Here is a 17,593-nt window from a genome sequence, read left to right as displayed (position 1 = left end):
TTAAAAAATTGCACTGCAATTTTAGGTTCGCAAGAGAAATTCTTTAAATAGAATTTCTGGCGGATGGCGGGTTTGGCTTTTTGGTTAAGCCCGCTGTTTACTGCTATAAGATTTTCTAGGGAGTGGACGTAGTGGAGTTACACTACATGAACTATTACTTATAATCGGTAATAACTATTATGGAAGATATAAAAATAAGACCTAACATGAAAATAGGTCAATTAGATGCCGAAAGCGATGCTAAGTTCCTAGCAGAGTGCTATGTGGATAAAGGACTTATAGAAGTACTAATAGATACAAGTGCTAGTGAAGCTATTATTCTTGGTAGAACAGGAGCTGGTAAAACTGCATCGTTATTGACAGTGAAAGAAGCTGTAGATAAAGAACGCTCAAAACTACTCAATTTAGAAGATGTCTTTCTAAGATATATTGATAACTCTAATATCATAAAATTTTTAACATTGAATAATGTTAATTTAGACCTATTTTATAAATATCTTTGGCGACATATTTTAACAGTCGAATTCCTTAAGCTCAAATATCCACACTTAAACGATGAGAGTAAGTTTTCTCAAATTATAAATGAACTCAGAGATTTGATTCGTCGTCCTGAGGAAAAAACTGCTTTGAAATATTTGGAACAATGGTCTGATAAGTATTGGATCGAAACTGTTGAAAATATTGAAGAAATTGTAAATAAATTCTCAAGTGATATGAAGGCTGGTTTTGAAGCTGGTTTTTTAGAAAACAAAATAAATGCCGAAGGTGCTCAAGGCTTATCAGAAGAACAAAAAGTTCAGGTAGAAAGTAGGGTTCAAAAAATCATTAATGACTTACAGATATCAGATCTTTCTAAAGTTATTGATTTAATGAACAGACATATTTTCAATGACCAAAAAAAGAAATACTACTTGCTGATAGACAAGCTCGATGAAAATTGGGTATCAATAGAAGTTAAGTACGGTTTGATAAAAAGCCTAATTGAAGAGATAAAACACTTCAGAAAGATAGAGAACGTAAAAATATTAGTTTCTTTAAGACTAGATTTGTATCAACTCACGCTAGAGAAAACTCGTTCTAGTGGTTTCCAAGAAGATAAACTATTATCCTTAATATGGGACTTAAGTTGGACAGAAAAAGACCTAAAAGAGATCGTCGATAAACGTATCACGTTTCTATACAAACACAAATATACTAATAGAGATATAGTTTTTGAAGATTTATTTCCTGTTGATAACAACGTCAGAAATAGAGATTCTTGGCAATATTTAATTACCCGAACGTTCTGGCGACCAAGGGATATATTACAATTCGTGAACTATTGTTTAAGTCAGTCAGCAGAGAAAAGCTTAATAGAATGGAGTGCTATTTACAAAGCAGAAAAGGAATATTCAAAAGATAGATTAAAAAGCTTACATGAAGAGTGGTGTGATATATATCCATCGTTGAAATATACTATATACATATTGTCAAACGCTAAAGAGATAGTATCTATAGATGATTTCAAGGCAGTTCTATCAGAAGATAAAATCCTTCAGCTATATGAGTTATTTAATACACACAAAATCAATGACCAAATATCAGAAGTTATCAATAACTATATCATTGGTAACGGATATCAAGAAAACATTGTTTATGAAGTTTTAAGCTGTTTCTATCGTACGGGTTTAATAGGTACTTCAGATAGTTTACCGGATAGTTTTGAATGGTCTTTCAGACACTCATCCTCTAAATCCGAGTTCGAATGTAGTCATGCGAAGCACTTAAAAATACACAAAATGTTTCATCAAGCTCTTCATATTGAACAGTAATTTTAGAGTACCTCTCATGAACCCTATGTTTTAAAATTTATATAATTAGAACACTTTGGCTTTACCGCTATAATTGAAACACACAAAGAATAAAAATGACGGAGGTCATAGACGTGCAATATACCGCAATCATCAAAGACGGTGGTTTGTTTATCCCTAACGTATTTTCAGACCTAAACGATGGTGGCTCGCATATCGTGCAAGTAGAAGTCGATATCGAGGAAGTTCGTCAGCAATTAAATAGCAGCGCAATGCCAAAGATGGACGCGCCAAGACCAGCAAAAAAACCAGTAAAAAAGCCGCTAAAAAAAGAAACACACAAAGCCGCAGAGGTAGATTTAAGTACGCTGCGTAAGAGCGCTATCGATGAGCTGGAAGGATTGGATGATAGTGAGCTTAGCGAGATTTTCAAAGCCTATATGAATGATGGACAAGAACCAACGCAAATATCTTTAGAGAACTTATAACGCCCTTTTGAAAGTATTTCTCAGGTGGCATTTTCAAACTTTTGATTCACAACTGTATCACTTATAAAGGTGGAACTATGACTTACTCGATTTTTTCCCAAACGCCAAACAATGCGCTAAAAGAGCCGATGTTTTTTGGTCAGCCGGTCAACGTGGCGCGTTATGACCAACAAAAGCATCCTATCTTTGAGCAATTGATTGAAAAGCAGCTGTCGTTCTTTTGGCGTCCAGAAGAAGTCGATGTGTCACGCGACCGCATCGACTATGGCAATCTGTCGTCACATGAGCAGCATATCTTTATAAGTAACCTAAAGTATCAGACCCTACTCGACTCTATTCAAGGTCGTAGTCCAAACGTGGTGTTATTGCCGCTAGTGTCTATTCCTGAGCTTGAAACGTGGATTGAGACGTGGACGTTTTCTGAAACCATTCACTCGCGCAGCTATACTCATATCATTCGTAATATCGTCAATGATCCGGGTATTGTCTTTGATGACATCATGCAAAACGAGCACATTTTAGGGCGCGCGGCTGACATCGCCAAGTATTACGATGACTTGTACTACAACTCACAGCTATACAATATGTATGGCGCAGGTACGCATACCGTCAATGGAAAAGAGGTAACCGTTAGCTTAAAATCGCTGAAAAAACAGCTGTATTTATGCTTGATGGCGGTTAACGTCTTAGAAGCCATTCGCTTTTATGTGTCGTTTGCCTGCTCGTTCGCCTTTGCTGAGCGTAAGCTGATGGAAGGTAACGCCAAGATTATTAAATTAATCGCCCGTGATGAGGCGCTACATTTAACTGGTACACAGCATATCCTAAACTTGATGCGCAATGGCAGAGATGACCCAGAGATGGTCGATATTGCCTATGAGTGCTATCAAGAAAGCATCGATATCTTTACCAAAGCGGCTGAGCAAGAAAAAGAATGGGCCGGTTATCTGTTTAAAGACGGCTCAATGATTGGTCTCAATAAAGACATTCTTTGCCAATATATCGAATTTATCACCAACTTACGTATGGAAGCGGTTGGCTTGCCAGTGGCATTCCCGAACTCTAAATCAAATCCGATTCCATGGATTAATACGTGGTTGTCTTCTGATAATGTCCAAGTGGCGCCGCAAGAGACGGAAATCAGCTCGTACTTGGTCGGTCAAATTGACTCAGATTTATCAGACAGCGATTTTGATGATTTTGAGTTATAGAGTAGAGTTGTAGACAATAGCTTTTTAAAGAGTATCGTTTAGACATTCCAAAATGATAGGAAATAAAAAAGTTAGGGATATAAATAGGATAAAGTTATGACTTGGGTAATGACGAGTAAGAAGCAATTCTACTTGCATGATGACGAAAGTCTGCTTGATGGCTTGCTACGCACCGGACATGATGTCAATTATCAGTGTAAGGAAGGCTACTGTGGCAGTTGCCGTATCAAGCGCATTGCCAGCTCACACGTTATTGATTATCCGTTTGAGCCACTTGCTATGATTGAAGAAGATGAAATCCTGCCCTGCTGCTGTCGCGTGCAAGGGGTGATTTATATCAATCATGAGTTAATAGAAAAATAGCTGCTAAATTAGTAAAGCTATTATTAAACATTAAAAGTCTAATAAAAAAAGCGCGTTATCTGTAAGATAGCGCGCTTTTTTATTATTTATAACACTCTAAAACTGTTTGCTTAAACTTTATTTTATGGAGCATGCCGTTATAAATTTGCTTATAAAGGTGCGCCATCTCTTTCAAAAAGCTGCAATAACTCTTCACGCATACGGTCACGCTCTTCTTCTGACATCATCGGCATCTCTTGTCTTTCACCTTGTAGATTCGGATCACCCATACCGCCAAGCGTTTCATCTTGAATGACAACAGGTCGTGCCATCGGCTCTTGCGCCGGACGTTCCTCTAACAATATCTTCACTTGCGCATTTTTACCGCGGCGTAAGATTTGCGCGTTTAATGTAGTATTCGGTGCTTTACGAGCGACATATTGAATCAAGGTATTGGCATCAGTCATCTCAATACCGTCAATCGTCAGAATAACATCGCCGATACGTAAACCGCTTTTAGCAGCAGGGCTCTTAGGAACAACGTTCAGCACTTCTACGCCAGTTGAGGTTTCTAGCTGCGTTGGGTCACGTAATTGTGATTGTATCTCAATCCCTAACCAACCACGGCTGACCTTACCATCTTTAATAATAGCGTTCATCACTTGCTCAACAATAGCAGTAGGAATGGCAAAACCAATACCCATCGAGCCACCAGAACGTGAGTAGATAGCGGTATTGATACCGACCAATTCACCAAAAGCGTCAACCAATGCGCCACCTGAGTTACCCGGATTAATAGCGGCATCGGTTTGGATAAAGTCTTCAAACTTATTGACCCCAAGACCTGTACGTCCTGTCGCTGAAATAATACCTTGGGTTACCGTTTGTCCGACACCAAATGGATTACCAATCGCCAATGTAACATCGCCAACTAGCGTAGGTTCTTTACGGAAGCCAAGTGGTGTTAGACCCGTCATATCGACTTTAATCACTGCCAAATCACTGTCTGGATCCGTGCCAATAAGCTTAGCACGGCTCTTGCGCCCATCATTAAAGGCCACCGTAATCTCATCCGCTTTTTCGATCACATGGGCATTGGTAACGATATAACCATCTTCTGAGACAATCACGCCCGAGCCTAAATTGGTATTACCCTGCTCTTCTGAAGGTGCGCCGTGGAACTCAAAGAAGCGGCGCAGTACCGGATCATTCATATAAGGATGCTCAGCCATCGTTTGAGTGGTATAAATATTGACTACCGACTGCGAGGCGCGAGCAACGCCATTATGATAAGAAGAAATCGGTGCCGGCGTATCGGAAACAGGCGTCGACGCTTGCTGCTCAGCGGGCGTGGTTCTAGGTGGCTCCCACGCTTGCTCAGATGCCGTTTTCATGCTCGTAAACAACCAGATAAATGCTGCAATCACTATCAGCAGCAAAATCCAAGGTAACCATTTTACCAGACCAGCCTTGTCATTGGCGTTTCGAGATGACGACATATAAAAACCTCTATATTTTTGAAAACTACTTTTATAAAACCATTTTTATAAAATAATGAAGGATGAATCAGCGAATACACGTCTAATCAATCAGATGTAATTAAAAAGGATTAACGCCAGCTTGAATAATTTCAGGGTTATAAATTATATAGATTCAGGTATGTAAATTATAACTGGCAACACCGACAAATAGTAACGCATCGTGTACCGTTTCAGTTATTCGCCTTGTCTACTCTCTTACAGCACCATGCTAAAATAGCAATGATAAAGCCCTGATGATTTATAACACGTATCATTTATAGATAGGTGTTTTTATAAATAGGTATTTTGATTATTTAACATATAAACTTCAACCATTTAAACAGTAAAAAATCGAAGCTATAAAAGAGCAAAATAGTGAAAAACTGCAATAATTATAAGGAAACTCTATGACCGAACACAATAGCTTAACCGAACCTTCAAACCAACTTTCAAGTACGACGATTAGCGCCCAAGCCTTAACAGATTTTTGTGACGAATACCTATCAGCAGCAGCCTTTAAAGACTATGCGCCCAATGGTTTACAGGTAGATGGTGGTCGACCTATACAGCGCATCGTTACTGGTGTCACCGCATGTGAGGCTTTAATTGATGCGGCGATTGCTGACAGAGCCGATGCCATTTTGGTGCATCACGGTTATTTTTGGAAAGGCGAGCCTACACCCATCACAGGCATGAAAGGTCAACGTATCCGCAAACTCATGCAACATGGTATTTCTTTGATTGGCTATCATTTGCCGCTTGACGCTCATCCTCGCATTGGCAATAACGCCAAACTGGCTGAGCAACTTGATATGAGTATCATTGGCGCGCTTTATCCTAGCGAATCACATCCGGTTGGTAATATTGCCACTTGCACACCGCAGAATGCCCAAAGTCTTATTACGCAGATTACCGATGCACTAGGACGCCTGCCACTACACATCTCTGCTCATTATCAAGCCTCAGATACTGACGGATATAATGGACAGAATAACAGGCCGATTGAAAGAGTGGGTATCTGTACCGGCGGCGCGCAAGATATGATTGAACAAGCCGCCCTAATGGGCTGCGATGCTTTTATCTCCGGTGAAATATCAGAGCGTACCACGCATATTGCCCGTGAGCTTGGTATTGATTATTTTGCTTGCGGCCATCATGCGACAGAACGTGGCGGTATTCAAGCATTAGGAGAACTCGTTGCTCAGCAATTTGGCTTAGCAGTGACTTTTGTAGATATCGATAATCCAGCCTGATGATTAAGCAGTTTTAGTAAATTTTTCGTTGTTTTGGCACTAATTTTTAACATTTTAAGCACAGTACAAGCATTTTATTTCCTGTGGCAATCACTTTTTTTGACGTTTATTGTCAGTGAATTGATGAAAACGAGGCGATTTTTTACCTTTTATAGTGCTATTGTTAAGTTTTATCGCTAATTTATTAACTCTACTTGAATAATGTAGTGAAAATCCGCATATTAGTACCTGAAGAAAGAATGTCTTGTCATGAGACTTCCCATTTTTATAGCTTCCGGTTATGGTGCTAAAACAGTGTTTATTGTCTAATAAACTATTTTTTTATTAGATATTCTGCTTTGTTTTAGCGTCGCGATACTGCTAAGGCAAGCCCTATTTTCTACTTATATTTAGTGAGTAGTTAGAAAGTGTTTGCTTGTTTTTATCGCTAGACAGTACGTATTATCGACCATTTACTCTACTACAACCTATTTAGAGAGTAGCTGGCTAATAATCTGAGCGTTGCAACGATTAAGTGCAGCTGTACCGCGCTTATGCGACGTTTTTGTCTCAATAATTTATTCATGACCTTACCTATGTTTACGATAGTTGAATAACGGGTCTTTTATTCAATAGCCAACCTAGCATCGATGAAGGAATCATCCGATTTATAGCCTTTGCGGTGTGGTGCGTCTTTTTTTTAGAATAGTGTTTGAAATGATTTCTATTTTGAAAAAAGTTTAAAAAAAGATGACATTAAGTATTGGCTAGCTGATTGAAAGATTTGAGTGCTAACGCTTATATAACGAATGTTAGTCCAACTATATTTAAACAAGATGACATTGTACTTATTTTATTTATAAGGACAATATTATCTAAAATGCAACGACAGTTCATGCCGCTTATATAGTAATACGCTTTTGATAAGCATATATAAGCAGCATAAATTGACACAGCGTTTTGTGGTATGCAGGATGGCTAAAATCAGGAGACATCCATGCAGCGAATTACTTATCGTGCGAAAGCATCTGCGCGAGGGGCTAAACGCCGTATATCATATATACTGCAGCCTTCTAAACGCTTGCTAAGTACCAAAAGTAACATCGTTCCAGCCGTTGCACCTATTAAAGTGACTCGTTTCGCCAAGACCAAAAAATTGGCGCAAATATCTAGTATTGCCCTGCTCTCTCTACCTGCTGAGAGTCTGACGACAATGGGCGCGCCCATACCAGCTTATGAGCATGTCATGTTAGAGAAAACTCTGACCATTGCTGCTGTGCCAGGCGATAGTACTTACTTTGCGACTGATGGCTTTCAGCATGGTTTTGGCTACGACTTAGTGCATAGTTATGCTGATGAGCTCGGGGTAAAAATCGAGCTAAAGGCTTATGCCAGTGAAGATGCAGCGCTCAACGCTTTAAAATCAGGCGATGCCGATATGGCATTGACCACAGCCAGCACTCAGCTAAAAAGCCAGATGAATTTATCGTCAGTCAATGTCAGCTGCGGCTATGACGCCAGCTTGACCAAAAATGGTTTACACCCTAAAGTCAGTTGGACGTTTAATTCAGCCAATGATCCGTTATCACAAAAAGCCAGTTATTTCTTATGTGATAGCATGAAGCTTGAACACACACAGAAATTGGCGGCATTTTATAATCAAAATTTATTAAAAGATGCTTATAGCCAAGACCATTTTAAAAAGACCCTGATAGAGAAATTACCCGACTATCAATCGTCGTTTGAAGAGCAAGCGCGCAATTACAACCATGATTGGGAGTTGCTGGTGGCAATGGGCTATCAAGAGTCACATCTTGATGCTAATGCTGTCTCACCGACAGGGGTACGCGGCCTAATGATGCTGACCAATAATACTGCCAAAGCGATGGGCGTCTCCGACCGCGTTGACCCTTACCAAAGTATCGGTGGTGGCGCTCGCTATTTGGAGCAAATGAAAGCCGATTTCGCTGATGTACCAAAGACCGACCGCATCTGGTTTGCCCTTGCCGCTTATAATATGGGTCCAAATGCCGTAAAAGGTATCCAGCGTAAATTGAATGCCAATGGTATCGATGATAAAAGCTGGGCCAATATATATGCCTACTTATCTGAAAACAGAGCCTCAAATAGCCGTTATGGTCAAGCGATGCATTATGTGAGTAATATTAGAAGTTATCTTGAAACCATTAAAACGCAGACGGTTTAATCAGCTTTCTTTTTAAAATATTTTTAGTAAAAGCTTGTAAATAAAATACCTATAAAACTTTTGCAATAAAAAAGCTGCTCTATGAAGAGCAGCTTTTTTTAATGCTTAAAATTTGTTAAATGCGATTACATTATATATTAGCGATTCGGTACGGTTAGACGTTGACCGCGTTGTAGCATAGTATCTACAGCGATATTATTCATATCCGCAAGCTCTTTGGTTGAGACGCCGTATTTACGCGCCAATCCAATCAAGTTATCGCCTGAACCAACGGTATAGCTGACCGTCGCTTTTGGTACTTTAATGGTTTGACCACGTTGCAACTGGGCGTTAGTCGCTAAATCGTTAGTAGCCGCTAAGTCTTCTACCGAGATGCCAAACTGACGCGCTAGCGCAATAAGGCCATCTCCCGATTTAACTTTATAGCTCTCAGTATTGCCAAGCTTTTTACCGCTAGCAGTACTACTAGTGGCTTCTGCACTGGCGCTGCTGCTGCCTTTATTACTGTTACTGCTGCTACTAGCATTACTATTAGCTGTACTAGAAGCGCTCACTGTCCCATTAGCAGGAATGGTAATCGTACGACCCAATATTAAATTGGAATTAGTTTTCAAGTTATTGGCAGCTGCTAAATCGCCCAATCCAATATTGTAACGCTGCGCAACGCCCGTCAAGGTATCGCCTGATTTGACTTTATAGCTGACTGCCTTGTCGTTAAGCTGACGATCTACCAAATCTTTGGTAACAGGTACTTTAATCGTTTGACCACGTTGCAATCGCGCTTTGGCATCAAAGTTAGTATTTACGGCTGCCAGTTCTTCAGGACTAATGCCAACGCTATTTGCGATACCGATTAAAGTATCACCTGATTTGACTTTATAGTTGGTGGTTGCCACTGAGCTTGAGCTACTAGCAGGAGTATTGCTGCTAGTACTGCTCGATGTGCTGCTAGCCACACTATTAGACGTAGTAGGCGCAGTCGTAAATTCTACATTAGCTGGTACTTTTAAGTTCTGACCAACATATAGTGAATCGGTCGTACGAATATTATTTAACGTCGCCAAGGTAGTAGTCGGCACCTTAAACTGGCGTGACAAAGCAATCAAACCATCACCAGGTTTGACTTTATAGTTTTTGGTTGCCGCACTCGACTTAGTAGGTTTGGTCGATGGCGCTGCAGGTGTGGTCGCAGGCGCGGTTACTTTACCAGGAACCAGCCATAGTTTTTGACCACGTAGCAAGTCCGCTCTACTGCTCAGATTATTATAAGTTGCTAGCTGAGTCACTGACAAACCAAAGCGATTGGCTGTACCGATAAGGGTATCACCGCTTTGTACCACATAGCTTTCTGGCTGACTGGCTGCTGTATTGCTCGCACTACTCAAGGGTTCAATCGATTTGGCATTATATAGATATAACGTACTGCCCGCTAATAGATTAGCGCTAGCATCAATCTGGTTCCATTCAGCAATATCACGCCAGTTGACACCCGAACGACTGGCGATATTTGCCAAGGTATCGCCACGTTTTACGGTATAAGTACTGCGTGTACCTTGTGGTTTTGGTTTGCTGACCGAGGTTTTTGGGAAGCTCAGTTTCTTTTCTTTACCACTGGCTTCTAACACTGACTGCTGCGTCTGTACTGCTGATAGGTTGATATTACCATCTGCATTGATGACATTGGTTTCAGGTGTACTAATACGAATTTGACTGGCAATAAAGTCACGTTCCGCTTTACTTAACGGCGGTTCTTGAATGATGGTATTGTTTTGCGTAATTTGTGCCGATGTGGTCGGTAAACTGTTGCTGCTTTTTAGCTCGGCATTAATCTTTTTGGTTTCTGCCGAAGTCAGTGGCTGCTCAGTACGGAATGAGGTATTGCTGCTATAAACAGAGCTGCTCGTCGGTGAAACCGTCGGCGGAATATAGCTGGTGGTTTGCTGCGGTACACTGGCACTCGCGGCATATTCAGCAAGCGCGCTACCCGTAGAAGGCAATGATGTGCCGCCAGTATAAGGTTTATTATTGTAGCTCGGCGTAGTAGAAGTAGAGCCTGAGTAGCTTGGCGCGGTAGCAACATTGCTACTGGTGTTACTAGAAGCAATCACATTACTACTACCATTACCTCTTAAGGCGCTCAGTTTCGCATCCGTCGTCAAGCTGACATCATTAGGAATAATAACACGCTGCGGACCTGATGCATCGATACGAGCTGACGTCAGTGCCGTGTTCAATCTTTCCAATTCATCATAACTGACACCAGTTGTCTGCGAAACTTCGGCTAAGCTGACGCCATAGTTGACCGGCACACTACGGAAATGCTGACGGTTAGCGATAGCGGGCAGATAAACGCCATATTGCTCAGGCTTGGCAACAATTTCAGCAACCGCTAAAAAGCGCGGTACATAGTTCATGGTTTCAGTCGGTAATCTTAGCGACCAATAATCGGTCGGCAAGCCACGCGCAGCGTTGGCATCGATAGCTTTTTGCACTCGACCAGGACCGGCGTTATAAGCCGCTAGTGCTAGCTCCCAACTACCAAACTGGTTATGCAGTGCGGTCAAAAAGTCATAAGCGGCACGGGTTGATTCGATAACATCACGGCGACCATCGTAAGTGCTACTTTGATTGAGACCATAGATACGCCCTGTACTTGGGATAAACTGCCATAAACCTGCAGCTGCCGCACTACTGGTACCACTTGGATCGTATGAGCTCTCAATCACAGGCAATAACGCAAGTTCAGTTGGAATATTACGGCGCTCAGCTTCTCGTACCGTATGGTAAATATAGCGACTGGCACGGGCGGTCAAACGGTTAAGATAGTCTTGACGACTGGTAAACCAACCTTTTTGCGCTTCAATACGCTGATTATAAACAGGCTGACCACCATTCATACGGTAGCCTGCCCGCAAGCGATTCCATAAATCACCATATTGTTGAATGGCAAGTTTATTACCCTCAACCATCGTCATGTCGGTGGCTTCTAATAAATCAGCCAGCTCATCCAAGCTTTCAGCGTCCAAAAAAGCTGTTGAGTAATCAGCGCCAGTACTTGGCTTAGCAGCTTGATTGACAGGACGCTTCGCAACCACAGCTGAGCTGCCGGTCGCACCCGTCTTCTTCACCGCCGAGGTATTACTACAAGCACTGATAAGTAAAGTCGACACCGCAAGCGTCAGTGGTAAAGCGATAAATGAGCGAGATTTTGATGACACAGTAGACATGATAGTGGAAGTTTCCTAACAACAATAAGTGATAAAATAAAGTTAATCGACAGTATAGTACGCAATCTCAAACAAAGACCAGTCTATTATGAAAGATAATGGACAGAATTTAATCCGCCCTATCTTTCAATGGCTAAATAGCGGCATGATTTATACAATTCATTAACTAGCGCTGTTGATGACGGCTTGTTGATGACTAATTAATCGCCACTTGTGAGACAGCGCGTAAAAGTACTGCATTACCGGTCGATAAGGTAAGCGTCACTCTCGATGTCGTGACAAATGAAACTTTTTGCCCGTCTTTTACCCAGCTTTCATTAGTGGTGACATTGGCTTTTGCTTGATCACCGGTAATGACAATATTATCCACATTGATATCGTAGCGGTAATTTGAGGTATTACTCCAACTGTTTTGCAGTAATTTTAGATAAGCATCTTTGTCGAGGCTGGTAGACTTGCCTTTTCTTGACATTGAAATAAGCGCATCATCAGAGACCAAACGCGCCACTTGATTGGTGTTTTGGCTATTGGCAGCTGATTTCATGGCGGCAACGTAGTTTTGCACCAATGATTCGGTCATGGTTGCCGCTTGCGCGCTAATAGTCATAGTGCTGGCAGCCGCCATTATCGCAGTTACGCTAGCGCTTTTCATCAATAAGGCCAACAGCCCTTTTCCCCATAATTTTTTCATGCTATTCCTTAGTGATACTATTGTCGTTATGGTCATGCATAATTTTCATTATGCCATCATGATGCTTAACGGTGATGTATCATTTAATTATTAATTACTGCTCTCGTAGATAAAAATTATCATATAAACTAAAACCAAATCGTACTTTTATAAAGTATACTTTTATGAAATTAAGTATAGGAATAAGTCATATATTTATAAATTAGCTATCTTACATCTGGTTAAATCTAAGATTTTAAGCAGTGTTTTGTTACGATAATTTAGACTATCACTAAATTCTCACAGCCATGTGACACCCTGTTTAATTATTGCGAATGTCACTCTAAAATGGCTGTTTGCACTCAATAAATTGTGAACTTATAAAAACCATCTCAACACCCTATGATTGATGGTTTAAGTCACTTAATGCAAGGTATTTTGAATAGCTGTATTTCTAATGGTAATGTTTTTAATAGCGATGTTTCTGATGTCGGTGTTTCTAATTTTTATCCTCGGTATGAATGTCTTCATACTGCTCGTCATCACTCAGCTTCATACCCAAGCGCTCAACGCGTCTGTCCATCATCTGCCGAGCTAACGCTTGCATGTCTTCGACGCGGTCTATTTCATCGATAATCTCAAGACCCAACAAGGTCTCAAACACATCTTCCAAGGTTACTAAGCCTTTGACCTCACCATATTCACCGACCGTAATCGCAATGTGAAGACGGTTTTTTAGCATCAACTCTAACAAATCAAACAGCTTCATCTTTGAAAATACAAAGGTAATGTCGCGTTTATAATCTGTCAGTGGTTTGTGGGCAGCATTATTGAACTTTGCCAATAGCATGTCGGTTTTTAATACAAAACCGGTGATATTATCTAAATCGCCATCATAAATTGGTAAACGAGAAAAAGTAAGTTTTGGTCGGTCAACTAGCAGATCAGCAACGGTTTTATGTTCTTCAAACGCCAGCATCACCGAACGCGGGGTCATAATATCTTCAACTTTAATGGCACCAAATGCCAATAAGTTACGAATGATACGCGACTCTAAGGGGTCAATTTGTCCTGACTCTTCACCAATGCTGGCAAGTGCCGCAAACTCACGACGGCTAAACGCCTGCGGTTCTTTGCCGCGTACTAGCAATTTGGTTAATTTTTCTGAAAACCAAATAAGTGGATATAGCAGCAAAATAATACCGCGGACAAAATAAGCAACCAGTCCACCTAATTGACGCCAATATATGGTTCCAAGTGTTTTTGGCATAATTTCTGACAAAAATAAAATAGCCAAGGTCATAACTGCAGAGAAAAGTCCAAACCAAGCGCTACCAAAGACAATCGTCGCCTGCGCACCAGCGCCAATAGAACCTAAAGTATGCGCTACGGTATTTAAGGTTAAGATAGCTGCCAACGACTGATCGATATTATCAACCTTTAAGCGTTTTAGCATGTTGGCTTTTTTTGGATTGCTTTCTTGAATGTCAGCAATATATGACGGGGTCATACTGAGTAATGCGGCCTCTGCCAACGAACAAATAAATGAGATGCCAATCGCTACGAGTACAAATAAGATGAGTAGTAGCACGCTACTTGCGCTTGGGTCTGCTAAGCCATCTGCAGCCAGCACCGATTGCGGTAGTAACAGAGTAAGTAAGAGCGTTATCAATGCAGATAACATGGAAAGCCGTTTTATAACAAAACGCCACATATTAAGGCGCATCATACCGAAGTAAGTTTTACTAAAGCGAGTATAGCCACCCATCGTCGGGGGAGGTTCAGCGGATGCGTCTTTACGACAGGCGCGCGGACGGTATAAACGAGGTACAGATATAAAAGAGGTGAACAAGTTAGGTAACCTAAACAAAGAAGTAAAAGGAAGTCACAATATATCATGAGCTGACGGCAGCAGATAGAAAATAATAGCCGATAGCGTCTAATTTTTATCTATTTAACGACCAAAATCATGCTCAAGACAGCCTATTATACCCCCATTTATAGCGATATAAACCCTCGTTTAATCGTAGCGGCAATAATGGCATTCCATAGTCAATAACTATTTATATCAAAGATATAATGTATTGAATAAAGCTATTTTTTGACTATTGTGACACTATGCCAATTGATATATCTACTTAATAGTCGGCTTTTACTGCTTGCTGAGCGTCAGAGCACTCTACCCTTTAACTCCAATCATTCTATCATTTAGAATAGCAAAACGATTGTTAGGCTAAATATTGGCGGTTAGTATGTTAAATGGGTAACAAAAACACGCCTAGCCTATGATTAACAGTTACCAAGTCTGGGATTTTTTGTTACTATGCCTGTAAATTTATTGTTATCTATGACTTACTGAGAGAAATTATGAGCTTTTTTATTCAAGCTGCCCATGCTGCGCCAGAAACTGCCGGAGCTGCGTCACTATTTGGTCAAATCTTGTTGCCAGTGGCGTTTTTTGCCATTTTTTACTTTTTGGTGATTCGTCCACAGTCAAAACGCACCAAAGAGCACCGCGCTATGGTCAATTCATTGACTGTTGGTAGCGAAATCATCTTTGCTGGCGGCCTTATGGGTCGTATCAAAGCACTAGAAGGCGATTATGCGGTTGTGAGCTTAAACAACAACACTGACGTTAAAGTACAACGTGCTTCTGTTATTTCAGTATTGCCCGCTGGTACTATCGAAAGCGTTTAAGCATTATCGATGTATTTGATGATTGTTAAACATGAATTATTAAACATTGGTTGTGACTAATTGATGGCTATTATCAATTAATAGTTGTAATGACTTTAAAATGACCGTACATTATTTACGGTCATTTTTCGCTTTACTGCTTTACGCTTTACCGTTTTTTGCTTTACTATCATCGCGGATGATCACAGTGGTGCATGATTCAGTACGACTACTAAAACAATATAGTAGCTCTCCCTTTAGTCACTCACCCTTGTTATCGCTAACTTCCCATCTGCTAACTTGTGGCCTGCGTCGCCAGTAGTTTATCAACTTAAAGAAGTGATTATGCAATATCCCGCTTGGAAATACTTACTCATCACCGTCGTACTCATCATTGCCGGTCTATATGCGGCTCCTAACCTATATCCTGATGAACCTGCCGTACAGATTACCAGTGCAGCAGCAGGTACGCAGCTGTCTGAAGGTATCTTGACTCAGTCTCAAAGCTTGCTCGAAGAAGCAGGCTTGAACAATCATGATGGTACCTTTGAAGGCAATAGTGCGCTGGTGCGTCTCGACAATCCAGTCGATCAGCTAAAAGCTCAGGAAGTGCTGCGTCAAAATCTAGGCGAGGACTATGTGGTCGCGCTGAACTTGGCACAGACTACTCCTGAGTGGCTACGTGATATCGGCGCAAGACCCATGAAACTCGGGCTTGATTTGCGCGGTGGTGTGCGTTTCGTGCTAGAAGTGGATATGGACAAGGCGCTCGAACAACGCTTAACCAGCGCCAGTCGTGATATGCGCCGTGACCTACGTGCTGAACGTATTGCGGTTAAAGGTATCAAAACAGAAAAGCGTGGCGTGGTGTTGCATTTTTCTGATACTGATACCCGTAACCGTGCGCAAAACATCCTGCAAGGCTCTATGGGTAACACATTCTCCTTACAGTCTTCTATTGATGAGCAAGGCCCTGCCCTGATTTTAGCTTATAACGATGCAACCTTAGACGAAATCAATAGCTACGCGGTCAACCAAAACTTGACCACCCTACGCAATCGTATTGCTGAGCTTGGGGTTACTGAGGCCTTGGTACAATCACAAGGCGCTAGCCGTATCGTGGTTGAGCTACCGGGTGTACAAGATACTGCAGAAGCAAAACGTGTCCTTGGTCGTACGGCAAACCTTGAGTTCCGTATGGTCGCTGAAGGCGCTGAAAATTATATGGGCGGCATTCCGCCTGCTGGTACCGAAGCATTTCCATTTGAAACGCTTGATGGTCCACCAGTATTGCTAGAGCGTCAAGCGATTGTCACCGGTGACAAGGTTACGAACGCGCAGACAGGTATTGATGAAAGCGGCTCGCCTGAAGTAAGCATTACCCTAGATAGTGCTGGTGGTAAGCTGATGCAAAACGCCACGCGTACGGCTGTCGGCAAACAAATGGCGGTGCTGTTTATTGAAAATAAACAACGCATTACTTATGAAGAAGATCCAGCAACTGGTGAGACCGTCGAAGTACGTACGCCGTATGCTGAGACTAAAGTTATTAACCGTGCAAATATCCAAGCGGTACTGGGTTCGTCTTTCCGTATTACTGGGCTTGATAGCAGTGCTGAAGCCGCTGAGCTTGCGCTATTGTTACGTTCAGGCGCACTGGCAGCCCCGATGTATTTCGTTGAAGAACGCACCATTGGTCCATCATTAGGCCAAGAAAATATCGATAAAGGCCTATTCTCTACCCAAGTGGGTTATCTACTGGTCTTCGCCTTTATGATTATTTTCTATCGCTTATTTGGGGTGATTGCTAATATTGCCCTAGCGATTAACGTCATTATCATTATTGCCATTATGTCAATTTTAGGCTCATCACTGACCCTACCCGGTATTGCTGGTATCGTCTTAACCATCGGTATGGCGGTCGATGCCAACGTGCTGATTTTTGAGCGTATACGTGAAGAGCTGGCAAACGGGGTCAGACCAAAATCCGCTATCGTGGCAGGTTTTGATCGTGCCTTTAGTAGTATTTTCGATGCCAACATCACCACGTTATTGGTCGCCTTTATCTTATTTGCGATTGGTACGGGTCCGATTAAAGGCTTTGCGGTTACCCTCGCGATTGGTATTGTCAGCTCACTATTTACCGCGATTTTGGTAACCCGTGCGCTGGTACAACTTGCTTACGGTAAGCGTAAATCTATCAAACGTCTGAGCATCGGTTAGGAGAAAAC

12 protein-coding genes are annotated in these 17,593 nt (G+C 41.5%); 8 read left to right on the top strand and 4 right to left on the bottom strand.

Annotated elements, in window-relative coordinates; all coding sequences use genetic code 11:
- The first annotated feature begins 179 nt into the window (after nucleotides 1-179).
- The 4 genes from JMX13_RS09900 (at nucleotide 180) to yfaE (ending at nucleotide 3,852) form a co-directional block, all read left to right on the top strand.
- On the top strand, nucleotides 180-1,811 hold the full coding sequence (locus JMX13_RS09900) for a P-loop ATPase, Sll1717 family (protein ID WP_201612330.1): 1,632 nt from the start codon (nucleotides 180-182) through the stop codon (nucleotides 1,809-1,811).
- A gap of 95 nt (nucleotides 1,812-1,906) precedes the next feature.
- Entirely contained in the window at nucleotides 1,907-2,278 is a 372-nt protein-coding gene (locus tag JMX13_RS09895; protein WP_227686283.1) for a hypothetical protein, read from the top strand.
- A gap of 77 nt (nucleotides 2,279-2,355) precedes the next feature.
- On the top strand, nucleotides 2,356-3,489 hold the full coding sequence (gene nrdB / locus JMX13_RS09890) for a class Ia ribonucleoside-diphosphate reductase subunit beta (RefSeq protein WP_201565347.1): 1,134 nt from the start codon (nucleotides 2,356-2,358) through the stop codon (nucleotides 3,487-3,489).
- A 96-nt stretch (nucleotides 3,490-3,585) separates the two neighbouring features.
- Nucleotides 3,586-3,852: a class I ribonucleotide reductase maintenance protein YfaE gene (yfaE, locus tag JMX13_RS09885; RefSeq protein WP_201543079.1), complete on the top strand. Its 267-nt coding sequence runs from the start codon at nucleotides 3,586-3,588 to the stop codon at nucleotides 3,850-3,852.
- A 149-nt stretch (nucleotides 3,853-4,001) separates the two neighbouring features.
- Here the strand turns inward: yfaE and JMX13_RS09880 are convergent, their stop codons facing one another.
- A complete protein-coding gene (locus JMX13_RS09880) occupies nucleotides 4,002-5,330 on the bottom strand; it encodes a S1C family serine protease (protein ID WP_201543080.1) in 1,329 nt (442 codons plus the stop codon).
- A gap of 428 nt (nucleotides 5,331-5,758) precedes the next feature.
- On the opposite strand from JMX13_RS09880, the gene JMX13_RS09875 reads away from it, so the two are divergent.
- Together JMX13_RS09875 and JMX13_RS09870 are read left to right on the top strand one after the other, a co-directional pair.
- Nucleotides 5,759-6,604, top strand: a complete 846-nt coding sequence (locus tag JMX13_RS09875) for a Nif3-like dinuclear metal center hexameric protein (RefSeq protein ID WP_201612329.1) — start codon at nucleotides 5,759-5,761, stop codon at nucleotides 6,602-6,604.
- Nucleotides 6,605-7,580: 976 nt separating this feature from the next.
- The gene (locus tag JMX13_RS09870) at nucleotides 7,581-8,789 is read left to right on the top strand and encodes a transglycosylase SLT domain-containing protein (protein WP_201612328.1); all 1,209 of its coding nucleotides are present in this window, start codon (nucleotides 7,581-7,583) and stop codon (nucleotides 8,787-8,789) included.
- A 137-nt stretch (nucleotides 8,790-8,926) separates the two neighbouring features.
- On the opposite strand, the gene JMX13_RS09865 is transcribed toward JMX13_RS09870, so the two are convergent.
- From JMX13_RS09865 to JMX13_RS09855, 3 genes are all read right to left on the bottom strand, one after another.
- Nucleotides 8,927-12,016 (bottom strand): LysM peptidoglycan-binding domain-containing protein, encoded by a 3,090-nt coding sequence (locus JMX13_RS09865; RefSeq protein WP_201612327.1) that lies wholly within the window; start codon nucleotides 12,014-12,016, stop codon nucleotides 8,927-8,929.
- Nucleotides 12,017-12,212: 196 nt separating this feature from the next.
- Nucleotides 12,213-12,707 carry a nuclear transport factor 2 family protein gene (locus JMX13_RS09860; protein WP_201543084.1) on the bottom strand — a complete coding sequence of 165 codons (495 nt, stop codon included), beginning with the start codon at nucleotides 12,705-12,707 and terminating at the stop codon, nucleotides 12,213-12,215.
- 478 nt (nucleotides 12,708-13,185) lie between these two features.
- Complete coding sequence (locus tag JMX13_RS09855; RefSeq protein WP_201612353.1) at nucleotides 13,186-14,523, bottom strand: hemolysin family protein; 1,338 nt, start codon at nucleotides 14,521-14,523, stop codon at nucleotides 13,186-13,188.
- Between the two features lie 530 nt (nucleotides 14,524-15,053).
- Between JMX13_RS09855 and yajC the strand changes: the two genes are divergently transcribed.
- Together yajC and secD are read left to right on the top strand one after the other, a co-directional pair.
- A complete protein-coding gene (gene yajC, locus JMX13_RS09850) occupies nucleotides 15,054-15,383 on the top strand; it encodes a preprotein translocase subunit YajC (protein ID WP_201543085.1) in 330 nt (109 codons plus the stop codon).
- Between the two features lie 324 nt (nucleotides 15,384-15,707).
- Nucleotides 15,708-17,585, top strand: coding sequence for a protein translocase subunit SecD (secD, locus tag JMX13_RS09845; protein WP_201612326.1), 1,878 nt, complete (start codon nucleotides 15,708-15,710; stop codon nucleotides 17,583-17,585).
- Nucleotides 17,586-17,593 lie beyond the last annotated feature (8 nt).

It is taken from the genome of Psychrobacter immobilis, assembly GCF_904846285.1.
GTDB classification, from domain to species: Bacteria; Pseudomonadota; Gammaproteobacteria; order Pseudomonadales; family Moraxellaceae; genus Psychrobacter; species Psychrobacter immobilis_D.
This window is presented reverse-complemented; position numbering and strand designations above follow the sequence as displayed.

Coding starts and splice junctions, on each gene's coding strand:
- JMX13_RS09900 (WP_201612330.1), top strand. CDS start 180: ATGGAAGATATAAAAATAAGACCTAACATGAAAATAGGTCAATTAGAT.
- JMX13_RS09895 (WP_227686283.1), top strand. CDS start 1,907: ATGACGGAGGTCATAGACGTGCAATATACCGCAATCATCAAAGACGGT.
- nrdB (WP_201565347.1), top strand. CDS start 2,356: ATGACTTACTCGATTTTTTCCCAAACGCCAAACAATGCGCTAAAAGAG.
- yfaE (WP_201543079.1), top strand. CDS start 3,586: ATGACTTGGGTAATGACGAGTAAGAAGCAATTCTACTTGCATGATGAC.
- JMX13_RS09880 (WP_201543080.1), bottom strand. CDS start 5,330: ATGTCGTCATCTCGAAACGCCAATGACAAGGCTGGTCTGGTAAAATGG.
- JMX13_RS09875 (WP_201612329.1), top strand. CDS start 5,759: ATGACCGAACACAATAGCTTAACCGAACCTTCAAACCAACTTTCAAGT.
- JMX13_RS09870 (WP_201612328.1), top strand. CDS start 7,581: ATGCAGCGAATTACTTATCGTGCGAAAGCATCTGCGCGAGGGGCTAAA.
- JMX13_RS09865 (WP_201612327.1), bottom strand. CDS start 12,016: ATGTCTACTGTGTCATCAAAATCTCGCTCATTTATCGCTTTACCACTG.
- JMX13_RS09860 (WP_201543084.1), bottom strand. CDS start 12,707: ATGAAAAAATTATGGGGAAAAGGGCTGTTGGCCTTATTGATGAAAAGC.
- yajC (WP_201543085.1), top strand. CDS start 15,054: ATGAGCTTTTTTATTCAAGCTGCCCATGCTGCGCCAGAAACTGCCGGA.
- secD (WP_201612326.1), top strand. CDS start 15,708: ATGCAATATCCCGCTTGGAAATACTTACTCATCACCGTCGTACTCATC.